The following is a 15456-nucleotide window of genomic DNA, read 5'->3' as shown; positions in this document are numbered from 1 at the left end:
CCGATAGGGTGACGCAGTGATTGGAATCCGTCAATCACTTCCGCGTTACGCTTACCCGGTGCGAGACCGCCGCCCCGCGACCGAGGCCGAGGCAGCCGCCCTGGCCTCGGGAATACGCCTGCGCATCATCCGGTTGACCTATGCGGAGGCGTTGACGAACAAGGAAATCGCGCAGCGCCTCGGCCGCGACCCGGCCACCACCCTGCACCACGTGCGCAAGCTCGTCGACACCGGATTCCTGGCTCCGCAACCGGTCCGCCGGGGCAACCGCGGCGCGAAGGAGATCCCGTACCTGTCCACCGGGAAGTCCTGGGACCTGTCCGGGAAGGACAGCGAGGCGCTGGCCGAGGCCATGCTCGAGGCCTACCTCGCCGAGGTCGCCGAGCTGGACCGGGGCGAGCTGGACCAGTCCCGCCTGGTGATCCGGGTGGCCCCGGGCGAGCGCCGCGAGTTCGAGCGACGGCTGGCGGGCCTGCTGGACGAGTTCCGGAACCGCTCCACGCCGGAGGGCGACGAGCAGTTCGCGGTCTACGTCGCGACGTACCCGAGCCGCTAAAGGATTCGGACAATCCCGCGAACCGTGGGACCATGGAAGGACGATGACAGAACTGACCTACACAGACCTCGTGGCAGACCCCTCGACGGGTGAGCTGGAACTCTCCGACCGCGCCTCGCTGCGCCGCGTCGCCGGCCTGTCCACCGAACTGTCGGACATCACCGAGGTCGAGTACCGGAAACTCCGCCTCGAACGCGTGGTGCTGGTCGGCGTGTGGACCGAGGGCACCGCGGAGCAGTCCGAGGCCTCCCTCGCCGAACTCGCACGCCTGGCCGAGACCGCCGGTTCCGAGGTGCTCGAAGGTCTCGTGCAGCGGCGCTCCAAGCCCGACCCGGCCACCTACATCGGCTCGGGCAAGGTGCGCGAGCTGTTCGACATCGTCGTCGCCACCGGGGCCGACACGGTCATCTGCGACGGCGAGCTCTCGCCCGGCCAGCTGCGGCAGCTGGAGGAGCGGCTCAAGGTCAAGGTGATCGACCGGACCGCGCTGATCCTCGACATCTTCGCCCAGCACGCGCGCTCGCGCGAAGGCAAGGCGCAGGTCGAGCTGGCCCAGCTGCAGTACCTCATCCCGCGGCTGCGGGGCTGGGGTGAGTCGCTGTCCCGGCAGGCCGGTGGCCGGGCCGGCGGCGCGAACGGCGGCGTCGGCCTGCGTGGTCCCGGTGAAACCAAGCTGGAGACCGACCGCAGGCGCATCAACAAGCGCGTGGCGAAGCTGCGCCGCGAGATCGCCGCGATGGACACCATCCGGGCGACCAAGCGGGGCCGCCGCGTCGCCAACGAGGTGCCCAGCGTCGCGATCGTCGGCTACACCAACGCGGGCAAGTCGAGCCTGCTCAACGCCATCACCGGGGCCGGTGTGCTGGTGGAGAACGCCCTGTTCGCCACCCTGGACCCGACCACCCGGCGGGCGGCCACCCCGGACGGGCGCACGTTCACGCTGACCGACACCGTCGGGTTCGTCCGGCACCTGCCGCACCAGCTGGTCGACGCGTTCCGCTCGACGCTGGACGAGACGGCCGACGCCGATCTGCTGCTGCACGTGGTGGACGGGTCCGACCCGGCGCCGGAGGAGCAGGTCAACGCGGTGCGCCAGGTGCTCGCCGAGATCACCCGGAGCCACGAGAGCCCGCTGCCGCCGGAGCTGATCGTGATCAACAAGGCGGACGCGGCCGACGAGCTGGCGCTGGTCCGCCTCCGGCACCTGCTGCCGGGCGCGATCGTGGTGTCGGCCAAGACCGGTGAGGGTGTCGCCGAGCTGGTCGAGGCCCTGGCCGAGCGGCTGCCGCGGCCCGACGTGGTCGTCGACGCCCTGGTGCCCTACACCCGGGGTGAGCTGGTGGCGCGGGTGCACTCCGAGGGGGAGGTCCTCACCGAGGAGCACCTGCCGGAAGGCACCCGGCTGAGCGCACGCGTTCGCCCGGACGTGGCGTCCGCGCTGGAGGACTACGCGGTCCACGGCTCACCCGCCTGAAATCGGTACCGTGGCTCGGGTGAGCCTCGGTAGAGCTGTGCTGGTGCCGGTCCTGTCCGTCCTGCTCGCGCTGGGGCTGGCCGGACCGGCGCGCGCGGCGCAGGCACCCGCCCCGGAGCCGGTGTGCTCGGTGTCCGACAAGCGGCTCGGTGAGCTGTCCGGCCTGGTGAGCGACGGGTCGCGGTGGTACGCGATCAACGACGGCGGCACGAAGGTGCAGATCTTCGTGCTGGGCCGGGACTGCGCCGTGCAGCGCGTGATCTCCGGTTCGACCGACCCGTACGACGTCGAGGACCTCGCGCGGGCCGCGGACGGCACGTTCTGGCTCGCCGACACCGGGGACAACCGCAAGCAACGCGACACCGTCGCCCTGCTGGCCGTCACGCCGCAGGGCAAGGTGACGCTCCACCGCCTGACCTACCCCGACGGGCAGCACGACGCGGAGGCACTGCTGCTCGACGCGTCGGGAACGCCGTACCTGGTCACGAAGAACCCGCTGGGCGAGGCGGGGATCTACCGGCCGGCCCAGAAGCTGGCCAGTCCGGGGCCGACACCGCTGGAGCGGGTCGGCTCCCTCACCATCAAGTCCACGGACACCCCGGGCGGGCCGGTCGCCGGGTTCGGGTCCGTGCTGGTCACCGGGGGAGCCGTGAGCGCGGACGGCAAGATCGTCGCGCTGCGGACCTACACCGACGCCTACCTGTTCGCCGCTCCCGACCGGGACGTCGCGGCCGCGCTGCGGCGCGAGCCGGTGCGCGTGCCGCTGCCGGACGAGCAGCAGGGGGAGGCGATCGCCTTCGACCCGGACGGCACGCTCGTGTCGGCCTCCGAGGGCACCGGGCCGATCCGCGTGGTGCGCGGGGCCACCGCCCTGGTGGCGGACGCCGAGCCGGCCGACGAGGGCGGCCAGTCCTCCGGCTCCGGCGGGGAGGCCGCCGGCCCGTCCGGCGAGGGCGGGGTGGACACGGTGCCCGGGCTGCTGCTGGCGGTGGTCATCGCGGGCGGCGTCGTGTTCGCCTGGACGAAGCTGCGGAAGCGCTCCGGCCGCTGATCGTTTCGAACGACCGATCGATCATCGGCGCTTGTGGCGGCAAGCAACTCGCACCGCCGCGGGTTCTCAGGCGGCCTCTCGCGAGGACAGCGCCGACGTGGTGAATTGGCATTCATGAGGAGGCGATCCCACAGCGGGAGGCCGTCTGAGGTTCCGCCACCCGCGCCGCTACGCGAGCTGCTGTGCAACCTCGTTTCAGAGGCGGCGGATGACCGCGACGACCTTGCCGAGAATGGTGGCTTCGTCGCCGGGGATCGGGTCGTAGGCCTCGTTGTGCGGCATCAGCCAGACGTGGCCGTCCTTCTGCTTGAACGTCTTGACCGTGGCCTCGCCGTCGATCATCGCCGCCACGATCTCGCCGTTGTTGGCCGTCGGCTGCTGGCGCACGACCACCCAGTCGCCGTCGGTGATGGCGGCGTCGACCATCGAGTCACCGGTGACGCTGAGCAGGAAGACCTCGCCCTCGCCGACGATGTCCTTCGGCAGCGGGAAGACGTCCTCGATGGACTGCTCGGCCAGCACCGGGCCACCGGCGGCGATGCGGCCGACCAGCGGCACGTACGCGGGCTTGGGCATCGGCGTGGTCTCGGCCTCGGCCTGGGCGGTCAGCACCCCCACCGCGCGCGGGCGGTTCGCGTCCCGGCGCAGGTAGCCCTTGCGCTGCAGCGTGCGCAGCTGGTGCGACACCGACGAGGTGGACGTCAGCCCGACCGCCTCGCCGATCTCGCGGACGCTGGGCGGGTAGCCGAACCGCTCGATCCACGCCTTGATGACCTCGAGGATCTGCTGCTGGCGAGGGCTGAGGCCCTCCTCGACGTCCTCCGGGTCGGGGAGGGGATGCACGTCCCCGAACCGGCCACCCGGCCTGCGGATCGTCTCGCCCGTCTCTTGCGACACCGTGCTGCCTCCCAGCTCTGGAGCGGCCGGGAACGCGCACCCGCGCGGCCGGCGCTGTCCGCCTCTGCTGGTCACCCACAGTAGTGCACCCGACAGCAAACATCAAACAACTGTTCGACGACACGCCGGGGCGCGCTCGATTTTGTCGTACCCGGGTGGTACACATTCGCACGGAGGTTCGATAGAACGGTTGTTCGACCGACGGCGCCCCTGGCCGGAGGTCGGGGTCTGCGAGGAGGTTCCGCCATGTCGGTACTGACACACCAGGAGTCGCTGGTCCGGCGCGCGCCGGAGGGCACGACGGACGTGCGGGTGCCGCCGCGCCCGCGCCGCCCCGAGGCGCGGCGCCCGCCGACACGGGCCAGGGTGGTCGCCGGGCGCCGTCCGGGTCCGGTCGCCGCGTGCCCGCGCCGGGTCGCGCCGCGGTGGCCGTGGCTCGCCGCCGTGGGGGTCGCGATCGCGCTCGCCGTCACCGGGTTGGGTGTTTTCGCCGGATCGTTCGCGCCGGACGTCCCGGAGCGGACGGCCACGGTCGCGGTCGCGCCGGGGGAGACGCTGTGGGATCTGGCGCGGCAGTACGCGCCGGGGAGCGACACCGGTGCCGTGGTCGAACGCATCGAGGAGCTGAACCAGCTGCCGGCGGAGTCGGTCGTGCCCGGTCTGTTGCTCACCGTGCCGGTCGAATCCGGCTCCGTGATCACCGGCCCGTGAGGGGCGCCGCCATACCTCATCGGTCGCTCGTGTCGCCTTGCGCCCCGCCCGCGCGCGATCTAAGGTCCACCGCTATATCTAGTAGTTACATGGCTGTAGTTGGTCCACAAGTTGGGGTAGACTGAGGACGAGTTGTCCACAGGCGGTGGGTGTCTGCCCACCGGATATCCACATGTTGATCACCAGGTTCCGGGTCGTAGCGTGGCGGCGCGGGCCGGGGTGGATGTCGCCCGCGGCACGAGAGGGGAAGGTGTTCGGAAGATGCGGTGCCCGTTCTGCCGTCACGCCGACTCCCGGGTCGTCGACTCGCGGGAGGTGGACGAGGGGCAGGCCATCCGCCGCAGGCGGTCCTGCTCGGCCTGCGGTCGCCGGTTCACCACGTCCGAGACGATGGTGCTGGCGGTCGTCAAGCGTTCCGGGGTCACCGAGCAGTTCAGCAGGGACAAGGTGGTCCGGGGCGTGCGCCGCGCCTGCCAGGGCAGGCCGGTCGACGACGACGCGCTGCAGCAGCTCGCCCAGCGGGTCGAGGAGTCGATCCGCGCGGCCGGAGTCGCCGAGATCCCGAGCCACGAGGTCGGCCTGGCCATCCTCGGGCCGCTGCGGGAACTCGACGAGGTCGCCTACCTCCGGTTCGCCAGCGTCTACCGCTCCTTCTCCTCGGTCGAGGACTTCGAGAAGGAGATCGCGGACCTGCGCAAGGCCATGGCAGACAAGCACGGCGACGAAAGCGCGGCCGGGGCGTGAGCCCGGCGCGTGGCGGGAGGGACGAATCCATGACGGAGACCGTGGGTGCCGGCACGACGGGCGGCAAGGCCGCCAAGAAGGGCAAGCGGGGGCTGAAGATCAGCCGGGTGTTCACCACCGAGGGCGTGCACCCGTACGACGAGGTCACCTGGGAGCAGCGTGACGTCGTCATGACCAACTGGCGTGACGGGTCGATCAACTTCGAGCAGCGGGGCGTCGAGTTCCCCGAGTTCTGGTCGATGAACGCGACCAACATCGTCACCAGCAAGTACTTCCGCGGTGCGGTCGGCAGCCCGCAGCGCGAGCGCAGCCTCAAGCAGCTCATCGACCGCGTCGTGCACGCCTACGTCAAGGCGGGCACCGAGCACGGCTACTTCGCGACGGCCACCGACGCGGAGATCTTCGAGCACGAGCTGACCTGGATGCTGCTGCACCAGGTGTTCAGCTTCAACTCCCCGGTGTGGTTCAACGTCGGCACCTCCTCCAAGCAGCAGGTCTCGGCCTGCTTCATCCTCGCGGTCGACGACACCATGGAGTCGATCCTCGACTGGTACAAGGAAGAGGGGATGATCTTCCGCGGCGGGTCCGGCGCGGGCATCAACCTCTCCCGCATCCGCTCCTCCAAGGAGCTGCTGTCCTCGGGCGGCACGGCCTCCGGGCCGGTGTCGTTCATGCGTGGCGCGGACGCCTCCGCGGGCACCATCAAGTCCGGCGGTGCCACCCGCCGCGCCGCGAAGATGGTCGTCCTCGACGTCGACCACCCGGACATCGAGGAGTTCATCCAGACCAAGGCGCGCGAGGAGCAGAAGATCCGCGTCCTGCGCGACGCCGGCTTCGACATGGACCTCTCCGGCGCCGACATCACCTCGGTGCAGTACCAGAACGCCAACAACTCGGTGCGCGTCAGCGACGAGTTCATGCGCGCGGTCGAGTCGGACGCCGAGTTCGGCCTGCGGGCTCGCCTGACCGGCGAGGTCATCGACACCGTCGGCGCGAAGAAGCTGTTCCGCTCGATGGCCCAGGCCGCGTGGGAGTGCGCCGACCCGGGGCTGCAGTACGACGACACGATCAACGACTGGCACACCTGCCCCGAGTCGGGCCGGATCACCGCGTCGAACCCGTGCAGCGAGTACATGCACCTGGACAACTCCAGCTGCAACCTGGCGTCGCTGAACCTGCTGAAGTTCCTCAAGGACGACGGCATGTTCGACGGTGAGCTGTTCGTCAAGGCGGTCGAGTTCGTCATCACCGCGATGGACATCTCGATCTGCTTCGCGGACTTCCCGACCGAGTCGATCGGCGAGACCACCCGCAAGTTCCGCCAGCTGGGCATCGGCTACGCCAACCTGGGCGCGCTGCTGATGGCCACCGGGCACGCCTACGACTCCGACGGCGGCCGGGCGCTCGCCGCGAGCATCACGTCGCTGATGACCGGCACCTCCTACCGCCGCTCGGCGGAGATGGCCGGCGTGGTCGGCGCGTACGAGGGCTACAGCCGCAACGCCGAGGCGCACCAGCGCGTCATGCGCAAGCACGCGGCGGCCAACGACGCGATCCGCACGATGCACACCAACGACGCCACGATCCGTGACCTGGCCACCCGGGAGTGGCGCAACGGCATCGAGATCGGCACGAAGAACGGCTGGCGCAACGCGCAGGCCAGCGTGCTCGCGCCGACCGGCACCATCGGCTTCATGATGGACTGCGACACCACCGGCATCGAGCCGGACTTCTCGCTGGTGAAGTTCAAGAAGCTCGTCGGCGGCGGGTCCATGCAGATCGTCAACCAGACCATCCCGCGGTCGCTCAAGACCCTGGGCTACCAGGACGAGCAGATCGAGGCGATCGTCGAGTACATCGCCGAGCACGGTCACGTGGTCGACGCGCCGGGCCTGCGCCCGGAGCACTACGAGGTGTACGACTGCGCCATCGGTGAGCGGTCCATCGCGCCGATGGGCCACGTGCGGATGATGGCCGCCGTGCAGCCGTTCCTGTCCGGCGCGATCTCCAAGACCGTGAACATGCCGGAGACGGCGACGGTCGAGGACATCGAGGAGATCTACTTCCAGGGCTGGAAGCTGGGCCTCAAGGCGCTGGCGATCTACCGCGACAACTGCAAGGTCGGGCAGCCGCTGTCCAGCGCGAAGAAGAAGGCCGAGGTGGCCGAAGCTTCAGCGCCGGAGAAGGTCGTCGAGTACAAGCCGATCCGCAAGCGGCTGCCGAAGAAGCGCCCGAGCCAGACCCTGTCGTTCACGGTCGGCGGCGCCGAGGGCTACCTGCACGCGGGTTCCTACCCGGACGACGGGCTGGGCGAGATCTTCGTGAAGCTGGGCAAGCAGGGTTCGACGCTGGCGGGTGTCATGGACGCCTTCTCGATGTCGATCTCGGTGGGCCTGCAGTACGGCATCCCGCTGGAGTTCTACGTCTCGAAGTTCTCGAACCTGCGCTTCGAGCCGGCCGGCATGACCGACGACCCGGACATCCGGATCGCCACCAGCGTGCTGGACTACCTGTTCCGCCGTCTCGCGCTGGACTACCTGCCGTACGAGAAGCGGGCCGAGCTGGGCATCTTCACGGCGGCCGAGCGCGCCGCCCAGGTGGAGACGGGCTACGGCGCGCAGCCGGCCGAGCAGGTCGACCTGGAGGCGCTGCGCAGCACGGTCGACTCGAGCCCGGCGAAGGCCGAGCCGGCCGAGCAGCCCCACCCGGCGCACAGCACGGCCGAGCTGATGGAGCTGCACCTCGGCAAGGCGGCCGACGCGCCGCTGTGCATGACCTGCGGCACCAAGATGCGCCCCGCGGGCTCCTGCTACGCCTGCGAGGGCTGCGGCGCCACGTCCGGCTGCAGCTGATCGCATGACCGGGTTTGAGGTGGTGTAGCAGACCCACCTCGGGGCGCCCGAGAACGAAGTCTGCTGTGGGGTGGGACGGTCGTCCCACCCCACAGCGGCTTTCACGGCGGGGCATTCCCGGCGGCGGATCAGTTGCTCAGGGTCCGAAGCGCGGCGAGCCCGACCACCGTCTTGGCCCCGCTGTATTTCGCCGCTGCCGCGACCCCGTCCATGGTCTGTCCGGTCTCGTAAACGTCGTCGATCAGGAGGACCGTCTGCCCCTCCAGGTCTTCGTCGACTCTGTACTCCCAGCGGAATGAGGCGCGATCGGCGCGGGACATTTCCTTGGCAGGCGGCCGTGATGAAATGCGACGTTTCACCTCGACAATTTCTCGTCCGGTTTCACGCGCGACGGCGGTGCCGATCCGCATACTTGCGCTTACCTCCTTGCTGTCGTGTCCTGGCACGGGAACTATCTTGGTCGCCTTGTCGAACCACAGGTGTTCGCGAACGATCCGGCTGAGTCTCTTGCAGAGAAACCGCTCGGTCTCATGCCGTTGCTCGTCGCTGTGCGGTCCGTAGTCTTTGGCGGCACGCATCAGTATCGCGGTCGGTGAATCCCGCAGGGTTCCGTCGGTATCTGGAATCTTGTAGAAGTCGAAAGCGACGGCCCCATCGAGGTAGTACCTCCCCCGGACCCTGAGTACGAGAACCTCCTCGAGGAGTCTCAGAAAATCGGTCAGCTCGTCAGGAGGACGGAAGTCCATCCGAAAGAGGCAGGTCCATTCGGAGTCGCGCCCAGGCGTTTGCGCCTCCGCGCGGGGGAGCGCACCGAGGATGTGTTCCGCGATCTCCTTTGAGCCGCGGATTTTCAGTAACGTCGTGGACCCGGATTGCTCGATCGACCAGGCGTCGAGTCGATTTCCGCGGTGGTCGGGCCGATAACGCGTGATTCCCGATGAAGCGGACAAGTCGGGAAACCTCCCAGGAGTGAACGTCGCTGCGGCCCCGATCATTCCACAGAACGGTCGTCCGTGAGGTCGATTCCGCTAACGGGGCACAGGCTATACTTCGTCGCGGTACCCCTGCGAGCGATTGTGGAATGAATGAGCACAGGAGTGTCGCTTGGCGATCAGGCGGCCGGCGAGCGCGAGTTGGCGTTCGCCCTGTTGGCAGGGCCCGCTGCGGGTGGCGCGCGCCGCGCGACGCGCAGCCTCTTGCGCTCGGGGCGATCACAGATTCTGGATTTGATCGCCCATCTTCCTGCTCCGGATCGTGAGAACGCCGAGGCGACGGCTGCGCGTTTGTGGGAACGCGGTGTACGCCCGTTGCTCTGTGACGACCCTCGGTATCCAGATTCTTTGCGTCGATTCAGCGGTGCCCCACCGGCCTTGTTCTGCTTGGGGCCGATGGAGCTGCTGGAGCGGCCTGCCGTAGGGGTGTGCGGCTCCCGCGACGCGAGCGACGGGGGAATTCGCGCGGCACGGGCCTGCGGAGCGGAAGCCGCCCGCCTCGGCATCGCAGTCGTGTCCGGGTATGCGAAAGGCGTGGACACGGCGGGTCACCTCGCGGCGCTCGAAGCGGGGGGAACGACGATCGCGGTCCTGGCGGAGGGAATCGATCACTTCCGGATGAAGGCGCCCTACCGAGAGCTCGGCACGGCGGTGGGCGCGAACATGCTGGTCGTCTCGCAGTTCCCGCCGGCCCAGCGATGGACGGCCGGGGCGGCCATGACTCGTAATCAAGTCATCGTGGGACTGAGTCGTGCTCTGGTCGTCGTCGAGGCGCGGGACACCGGGGGAACGCTGAAGGCCGGGGAGGTCGCGCTTCGCGGAAGCCGTCCCGTCTTCGTGCTCGACAGCATGGGCAGCGCATCGCCGGGTAATCAGCGCTTGATCTCGGCAGGGGGCCGTCACGTGGCCGACCGTCGTGAGCTGAGGGCGTTACTACAACAGTTGCGTGTCGAGCAAGCACCCCTGCTGCCGATCGACTGAGGGACTCATCTGGCACCTTGTCACGTTCCGGTCGGCTACCGAGTCTTGTCGGTATGAGCGAAACGATCCTCGTCACCGGTGGGACCGGTGTGCTCGGCCGGCAGGTGGCCCGGCGGCTTCTCGCGCCGGGACGGGAAGTGCGCGTGCTGAGCCGTCGTGCGGCGCCCGCGGCCACGCCCTACGCCTGGCGCACCGGCGACCTCCGCAGCCACGACGGCATCGACGCGGCGGTGCGTGGCGCGGATGTGATCGTGCATTGCGCCACGACCCTCGGCGGCAAGGACGTCGCCACCACGAAAGCGCTCCTCGACACGGCCCGGCGCCACGACACCCCGCATCTCGTGTTCATCTCGATCGTCGGTGTCGACCGGATCCCGCTCCCGTACTACCGGGCCAAGCTCGCCGCGGAGGAGGCCGTCGTCGCGTCCGGTCTGCCGTGGACGATCCTGCGTGCCACGCAGTTCCACGACCTGGTGTGCCGCCTCGTGGAGGTCCAGCGGTTCCTGCCGGTCGTCCTGTACCCCGCCGGGTTCCGCGTCCAGCCCGTCGACGCCGGCGAGGTCGCCGCGCGCCTGGCGGACCTCGCCCTCGGTGAGCCCGCCGGTCGGGCACCCGACCTGGGTGGCCCGGAGGTCCGCGACTTCGCCGACCTGGCCCGGGCTTCGTTGCGCGGCAAGGGACGACGCCGTGCGCTGGTGCCGGTGCCGTTCCCCGGCGCCACCGGCCGCGCCTACCGGGCGGGCCACCACCTGACCCCGAACGCGACGGGCCGCGTCACGTTCGAGGAGTTCCTGGCCGCTCAGGCCGCCATCGCGTAGAGGACCTCGCGCAGGCCGTCCTCGCGATCGGTGCGCCACACCACGCGCAACGCCAGCTCGGCCGGGTCGTCGAGCGGCAGCGCGACGAGCGTGCCCTCCGCGAGGTCACCGCCGACCGCGAAGTCGGGCAGCAGGGCGGTTCCGAGGCCCTGCGCCACCCACGCGCGGATCGTCGAGACGCTGTCGAACTCCAGCCGTTTCCCGCCGGTGCCCAGGAGCCGGTCGGCGGCCATCCGGAACGAACAGCCGCTCGGGGTGACCAGCAGGGCGTCGCCGTCGTACCCCGGCCGGGCCACCAGGAACAGCCGCACCGTGTCGATGTCCACGAAGGACAGATCACCGCCGTCGAAACCCAGCGTGCCCAACGCCGTTCCGGTGTCGAGCAGCAGCCCGGCGTCGAGGGACCCGTCCGACACCGCGCGCAGCAACGGCTGCCGCATCAACGACCGCACCGCCAGATCGACGTCCGGCCGCCGGTCCCCGAGCCGGGCGGCCACCGCGGGCAGCCGCGTGGCGACGAGCGTTTCGAGCGCGCCGATGGTGAACCGGGTCCGCTCGTCGCTCACCAGGCGCCGGATCGACTCGGCCTGGTCCAGCAGGCGCCGCGCCTCGGGCAGCAGCACGCGCCCCCGCTCGCCGAGCACCATCCCGGTCGGTTTCCGATCGAACAGCACCACGCCGAGCGAGGACTCCAGCGAGCGCACGTGCTCGGACACGGTCGCGGGCGACAACCCGAGCCGCCCGGCCGCCCCGGTGACCGTACCGGCCCCCGCGACCGCGACGAAGGCCCGCAACTGCCGCAACTCCATGCGATCACTCTACCGAGAAGGCATTCGGAAAAGGCGAACGCGCAGGTCGGCGACCGGATTCTGGGTGGTTTCGAGTGGACCGCGATGTGGTGCCGGCACCGCCGCAGCTCCGCGAGTGGTACCGCTGGCCACGGGACTCCGGCCCCGGCGCCGCCCAAGAGTGGGTGCCGCCGGGCAGGCGACTCCGACCCCCACCCCCATGAAAATCACCTTAACCACCCCGCATCCGGGAAAACCGAACGCCGCATCAGGCTCAGCCCGTTGAGCAGCAGCCCCGAAAACCGGAGAGTCGCCGCCGTGACCACAACCTCCACCCGGGGCAGCCTCCTCGGAGTCTCCCTCGCCTACTTCCTCGTCCTGCTGGACACCACCGTGCTCACCGTCGCGCTGCCCGGCATCCGCGCCGACCTCGGCGGCTCGGTCGCCGGGCAGCAGTGGGTGGTCAACGGCTACACCGTCTCGTTCGCCGCGTTCCTGCTCGGCGGCGGCGCGCTCGCGGACCGGTTCGGCCCGCTGCGCGTGTTCCGCTGGGGCGTGGCGAGCTTCGGCGTCCTCTCCCTGGTCTCGGCCGCCGCGCCGAACCTGACCCTCCTCGTCGTGCTGCGCGTCCTGCTCGGCGTCGCGGGCGCGGCGTGCCTGCCCAGCTCGCTCGCCCTGATCAGCCGCCTGCACCCGGACCCGGCCGCCCGCGCGAAGGCGCTCGGCGCCTGGGCCGCGATCACCGGCGTCGCGCTCGCCGCCGGGCCGATCGCCGGTGGGGTACTGGTCGACCTCGCCGGCTGGCGCGCGGTGTTCCTCGTCAACGTGCCACTCGCGGCCCTCGGGCTGGCTCTCACCCGCGGCCGCGAGACGGCACCGCCCGGGCGCCGGTTCGACGTCAAGTCCCAGCTCGCCGCGTGCGTGTTCCTCGGCCTGCTGACCGAGGCCATCGTCGACGCCCAGCCCGTCGCGGCCGTCCTCGCCCTGCTGGTCCTGGCCCTGTTCGTGCACCGGGAACGCCGCGCCGCGAACCCGTCCGTGCCGCCGGTCCTGGTGCGCACCCGGGGCGTCGCCGTGAACCTGTTCGCCGGCGCGGCGGTCAACTTCGTGCTCTCCGGCGCGTTGTTCGCGGTGACCCTGCTGCTGCAGGACGAGCGTCACCTCACCCCGGTCGAAACCGGCCTGGCGTTCCTGCCGCTCACGCTGCCCACCGCGTTCAACCCGCTGCTGACCAGCCGGATCGTCGCCGCCCGCGGCCCGCGCCTGCCGGTCGTCGCCGGGCTGACGCTGCTGACCGCCGGTGCCGCCGTCCTGGCCGCCACCGTCCACGCGCCCTACCCGCTGCTGGCGTGCGGCCTCCTGCTGCTCGGGTTCGGCGTCTCCCTCGCGCTGCCCGCGCTCGTCACCGGCGTGGTGACCGCCGCCCCCGAGGGCTACGCCGGAACGGCCGGTGGCCTGCTCAACGCCGTCCGCCAGGTCGGGGCGACCGTCGGCGTCGCGGCGATGGGCGCGGTGGTGGCCACCGGCTCGTTCGGCTGGGCGTTCGTGCTCGCCGCGGCGGTGGCGGCGAGCGGTCAGCTGCTGAGCTTCTGCCAGAGGAACTCGAACAGCAGGGCCCACTTGTAGGCCAGCTGCTCGTTGTCGGCCGCGGCGCCGTGCCCGCCCTCGATGTTCTCGTAGTACCGCACGTCGTGCCCCTGTTCGAGCATGCGCGCCATCATCTTGCGCGCGTGCGCCGGGTGCACGCGATCGTCGCGGGTGGACGTCATGAACAGCGTGGGCGGGTAGGCCCGTCCCTTGTGGACGTTCTGGTACGGCGAGTACTTCCCGAGGTACTCCCACTCGGCCGGGTCGTCCGGGTCGCCGTACTCGGCCATCCAGGACGCCCCGGCGAGCAGCAGGTGGTAGCGCTTCATGTCGAGCAGCGGCACCTGGCTGACGATCGCGCCGAACAGCTCGGGGTAGCGGGTGAGCATGACGCCCATCAGCAGGCCGCCGTTGCTGCCGCCCTGGATGCCCAGCCGCTGCGGCGTGGTGATGCCGCGTTCGACGAGGTCCGCGGCGACCGCGGCGAAGTCCTCGTAGACCAGGTACCGGTTTTCCTTGATCGCGCCGGTGTGCCAGCCGGGCCCGTACTCGCCACCGCCGCGGATGTTCGCGAGCACGTACGTGCCGCCGCGCGCGAGCCAGCCCCGGCCGATCACGCCGCTGTAGGCGGGCAGGCGGGACACCTCGAACCCGCCGTAGCCGGTGAGCATCGTCGGCCCGTCCCCGTTGCGGGGCCGCACCACAAAGTACGGGATCCGCGTGCCGTCGTTCGACGTGGCGAAGTGCTGCTCGACGGTGATGTCCGTGGCGTCGAACCGGGCCGGGGCCTGCTTGAGCACCTCGGTGCCGCCGCCGACGTGCCCGTACGAGAGCGTCGAGGGCTGCGTGAAGCCGCTGGTGTTGAGCAGGTACTCGTCGCTGTGGTCGGGATCGGTGTCGATGATCTCCGCGGTGCCCAGCTCGGGCGCCCCGGCCAGTGGTTCCCGGCGCCAGCCGTCCGCGCCGGGCGTGAGGACGTGCAGCTCGGTGTGCACGTCGGCCAGGGTGGTCAGCAGCAGGTGGTTCCGCGTCCAGTCCCACGCCTCGAGCGAGGTGCGCCCGTCCGGCTCGAACAGGACGGTGAGGTCGCGATCGCCGGCCAGGTAGTCGTCGAACCGCGCGGCGAGCAGCGTGCCGGGCGCGTACTCCCGTCCGCCGACGCTCCACGCGCTGCGGGTGCGGATCAGCAGCCACTCCTTGCGCGTGGTGGTCTGCGCGTCCTCGGGCACGTCGAGCTTGACCAGGCCGTCCGCGGTGCGCAGGAACTTCTCCGTGCGGTAGAAATCCAGGGAGCGGCCGACGAAATCGCGCTCGAAGCCCGGCGTCGGGTCGTGGTAGGCGAACACCGCGACGTCGTCGGGCTTGCCTTCGAAGACCGTGACGGCGTCGGCGAGCGGCGTGCCGCGGCGCCACTCCTTGATGATCCGCGGATAGCCGGACGTGGTCATCGACCCGGGGCCGAAGTCGGTGCCGACGTAGATGCGGTCCTCGTCGATCCAGCCGACCCGGCTCTTGGCCTCCGGCAGCTCGAACCCGCCCGTGACGAACTCCCGCGCCTCGAGGTCGAACTCGCGCACGACGGCCGCGTCCGCGCCGCCGCGGGACAGCTCCGCCAGCCCGCGCCGGTACGACGGACGCAGCACCGCAGCGCCCTGCCAGACCCAGTTCTCGCCCTCGGCCGCGGCGAGCGCGTCGACGTCGAGCAGGACCTCCCACTCGGGCCGCTCGGTGCGGTAGGAGGCGAGCGTGGTGCGCCGCCACAACCCGCGCGGGTGCGCGGCGTCCTGCCAGAAGTTGTAGAAGTACTCGCCGCGGCGGCGGATGTAGGGGATCCGGTCGTCGGCGTCGAGCACCTCGCGGGCTTCGTCGCGCAGCTGCTCGAACCGCGTGCTCCCGGTGAGCTCGGCGACCGATTCGGCGTTGCGCTGCCGAACCCAGTCGAGCGCCCGCTCGCCGGTCACGTCCTCGAGCCACAGGTACGGGTCTTCGTCGGCCATGTCCCCAT

General features: G+C 70.5%; 13 protein-coding genes. 9 read left to right on the top strand and 4 right to left on the bottom strand.

Annotated features, from left to right (window positions below; all coding sequences use genetic code 11):
- The first annotated feature begins 100 nt into the window (after window positions 1–100).
- From L1857_RS27690 to L1857_RS27680, 3 genes are read left to right on the top strand one after another with little or no spacing between them, the layout of a single operon-like run.
- Window positions 101–556, top strand: coding sequence for an ArsR/SmtB family transcription factor (locus tag L1857_RS27690; RefSeq protein WP_116111406.1), 456 nt, complete (start codon window positions 101–103; stop codon window positions 554–556).
- Between the two features lie 43 nt (window positions 557–599).
- A complete protein-coding gene (gene hflX / locus L1857_RS27685) occupies window positions 600–2030 on the top strand; it encodes a GTPase HflX (RefSeq protein ID WP_116111396.1) in 1431 nt (476 codons plus the stop codon).
- A 37-nt stretch (window positions 2031–2067) separates the two neighbouring features.
- Window positions 2068–3081 (top strand): SdiA-regulated/phytase-like domain-containing protein, encoded by a 1014-nt coding sequence (locus tag L1857_RS27680; RefSeq protein ID WP_116111395.1) that lies wholly within the window; start codon window positions 2068–2070, stop codon window positions 3079–3081.
- Between the two features lie 195 nt (window positions 3082–3276).
- Here L1857_RS27680 and lexA read toward each other — a convergent pair whose 3' ends face one another.
- Window positions 3277–3978 (bottom strand): transcriptional repressor LexA, encoded by a 702-nt coding sequence (gene lexA, locus L1857_RS27675; protein ID WP_116111394.1) that lies wholly within the window; start codon window positions 3976–3978, stop codon window positions 3277–3279.
- Between the two features lie 246 nt (window positions 3979–4224).
- Between lexA and L1857_RS27670 the strand changes: the two genes are divergently transcribed.
- From L1857_RS27670 to L1857_RS27660, 3 genes are all read left to right on the top strand, one after another.
- The gene (locus L1857_RS27670; protein ID WP_116111393.1) at window positions 4225–4689 is read left to right on the top strand and encodes a LysM peptidoglycan-binding domain-containing protein; all 465 of its coding nucleotides are present in this window, start codon (window positions 4225–4227) and stop codon (window positions 4687–4689) included.
- Between the two features lie 261 nt (window positions 4690–4950).
- A complete protein-coding gene (gene nrdR / locus L1857_RS27665; protein WP_027936105.1) occupies window positions 4951–5433 on the top strand; it encodes a transcriptional regulator NrdR in 483 nt (160 codons plus the stop codon).
- Between the two features lie 29 nt (window positions 5434–5462).
- Entirely contained in the window at window positions 5463–8285 is a 2823-nt protein-coding gene (locus tag L1857_RS27660) for a vitamin B12-dependent ribonucleotide reductase (protein WP_094007509.1), read from the top strand.
- Between the two features lie 128 nt (window positions 8286–8413).
- Here the strand turns inward: L1857_RS27660 and L1857_RS27655 are convergent, their stop codons facing one another.
- Window positions 8414–9235, bottom strand: coding sequence for a ComF family protein (locus L1857_RS27655; protein ID WP_162831108.1), 822 nt, complete (start codon window positions 9233–9235; stop codon window positions 8414–8416).
- A gap of 135 nt (window positions 9236–9370) precedes the next feature.
- On the opposite strand from L1857_RS27655, the gene L1857_RS27650 reads away from it, so the two are divergent.
- Window positions 9371–10258, top strand: coding sequence for a DNA-processing protein DprA (locus L1857_RS27650; protein ID WP_116111391.1), 888 nt, complete (start codon window positions 9371–9373; stop codon window positions 10256–10258).
- A gap of 53 nt (window positions 10259–10311) precedes the next feature.
- Window positions 10312–11076, top strand: coding sequence for an SDR family oxidoreductase (locus tag L1857_RS27645; RefSeq protein WP_249466722.1), 765 nt, complete (start codon window positions 10312–10314; stop codon window positions 11074–11076).
- Here the strand turns inward: L1857_RS27645 and L1857_RS27640 are convergent.
- Complete coding sequence (locus L1857_RS27640; RefSeq protein ID WP_249466719.1) at window positions 11058–11885, bottom strand: LysR family transcriptional regulator; 828 nt, start codon at window positions 11883–11885, stop codon at window positions 11058–11060. The genes L1857_RS27645 and L1857_RS27640 overlap by 19 nt on opposite strands.
- 297 nt (window positions 11886–12182) lie before the next feature.
- Here L1857_RS27640 and L1857_RS27635 point away from each other — a divergent pair, with 297 nt between their 5' ends.
- Window positions 12183–13490 carry an MFS transporter gene (locus tag L1857_RS27635; protein ID WP_116111388.1) on the top strand — a complete coding sequence of 436 codons (1308 nt, stop codon included), beginning with the start codon at window positions 12183–12185 and terminating at the stop codon, window positions 13488–13490.
- Here the strand turns inward: L1857_RS27635 and L1857_RS27630 are convergent.
- A complete protein-coding gene (locus L1857_RS27630) occupies window positions 13439–15448 on the bottom strand; it encodes a prolyl oligopeptidase family serine peptidase (protein ID WP_116111387.1) in 2010 nt (669 codons plus the stop codon). The two genes, L1857_RS27635 and L1857_RS27630, sit on opposite strands and share 52 nt — an antisense overlap.
- Between the last annotated feature and the right edge of the window lie 8 nt (window positions 15449–15456).

Source organism: Amycolatopsis thermalba (assembly GCF_023376025.1).
Classification (GTDB): domain Bacteria; phylum Actinomycetota; class Actinomycetes; order Mycobacteriales; family Pseudonocardiaceae; genus Amycolatopsis_E; species Amycolatopsis_E thermalba.
The sequence above is the reverse complement of the archived record's forward strand: the minus strand, read 5'-3'. Positions and strand labels throughout refer to the sequence as shown.

Excerpts from the sequence above, each read along its gene's own strand:
- nrdR (WP_027936105.1), top strand. The coding sequence starts at position 4,951 with ATGCGGTGCCCGTTCTGCCGTCACGCCGACTCCCGGGTCGTCGACTCG.
- L1857_RS27660 (WP_094007509.1), top strand. The coding sequence starts at position 5,463 with ATGACGGAGACCGTGGGTGCCGGCACGACGGGCGGCAAGGCCGCCAAG.
- L1857_RS27630 (WP_116111387.1), bottom strand. The coding sequence starts at position 15,448 with ATGGCCGACGAAGACCCGTACCTGTGGCTCGAGGACGTGACCGGCGAG.
- L1857_RS27650 (WP_116111391.1), top strand. The coding sequence starts at position 9,371 with ATGAGCACAGGAGTGTCGCTTGGCGATCAGGCGGCCGGCGAGCGCGAG.
- L1857_RS27640 (WP_249466719.1), bottom strand. The coding sequence starts at position 11,885 with ATGGAGTTGCGGCAGTTGCGGGCCTTCGTCGCGGTCGCGGGGGCCGGT.
- L1857_RS27645 (WP_249466722.1), top strand. The coding sequence starts at position 10,312 with ATGAGCGAAACGATCCTCGTCACCGGTGGGACCGGTGTGCTCGGCCGG.
- L1857_RS27670 (WP_116111393.1), top strand. The coding sequence starts at position 4,225 with ATGTCGGTACTGACACACCAGGAGTCGCTGGTCCGGCGCGCGCCGGAG.
- hflX (WP_116111396.1), top strand. The coding sequence starts at position 600 with ATGACAGAACTGACCTACACAGACCTCGTGGCAGACCCCTCGACGGGT.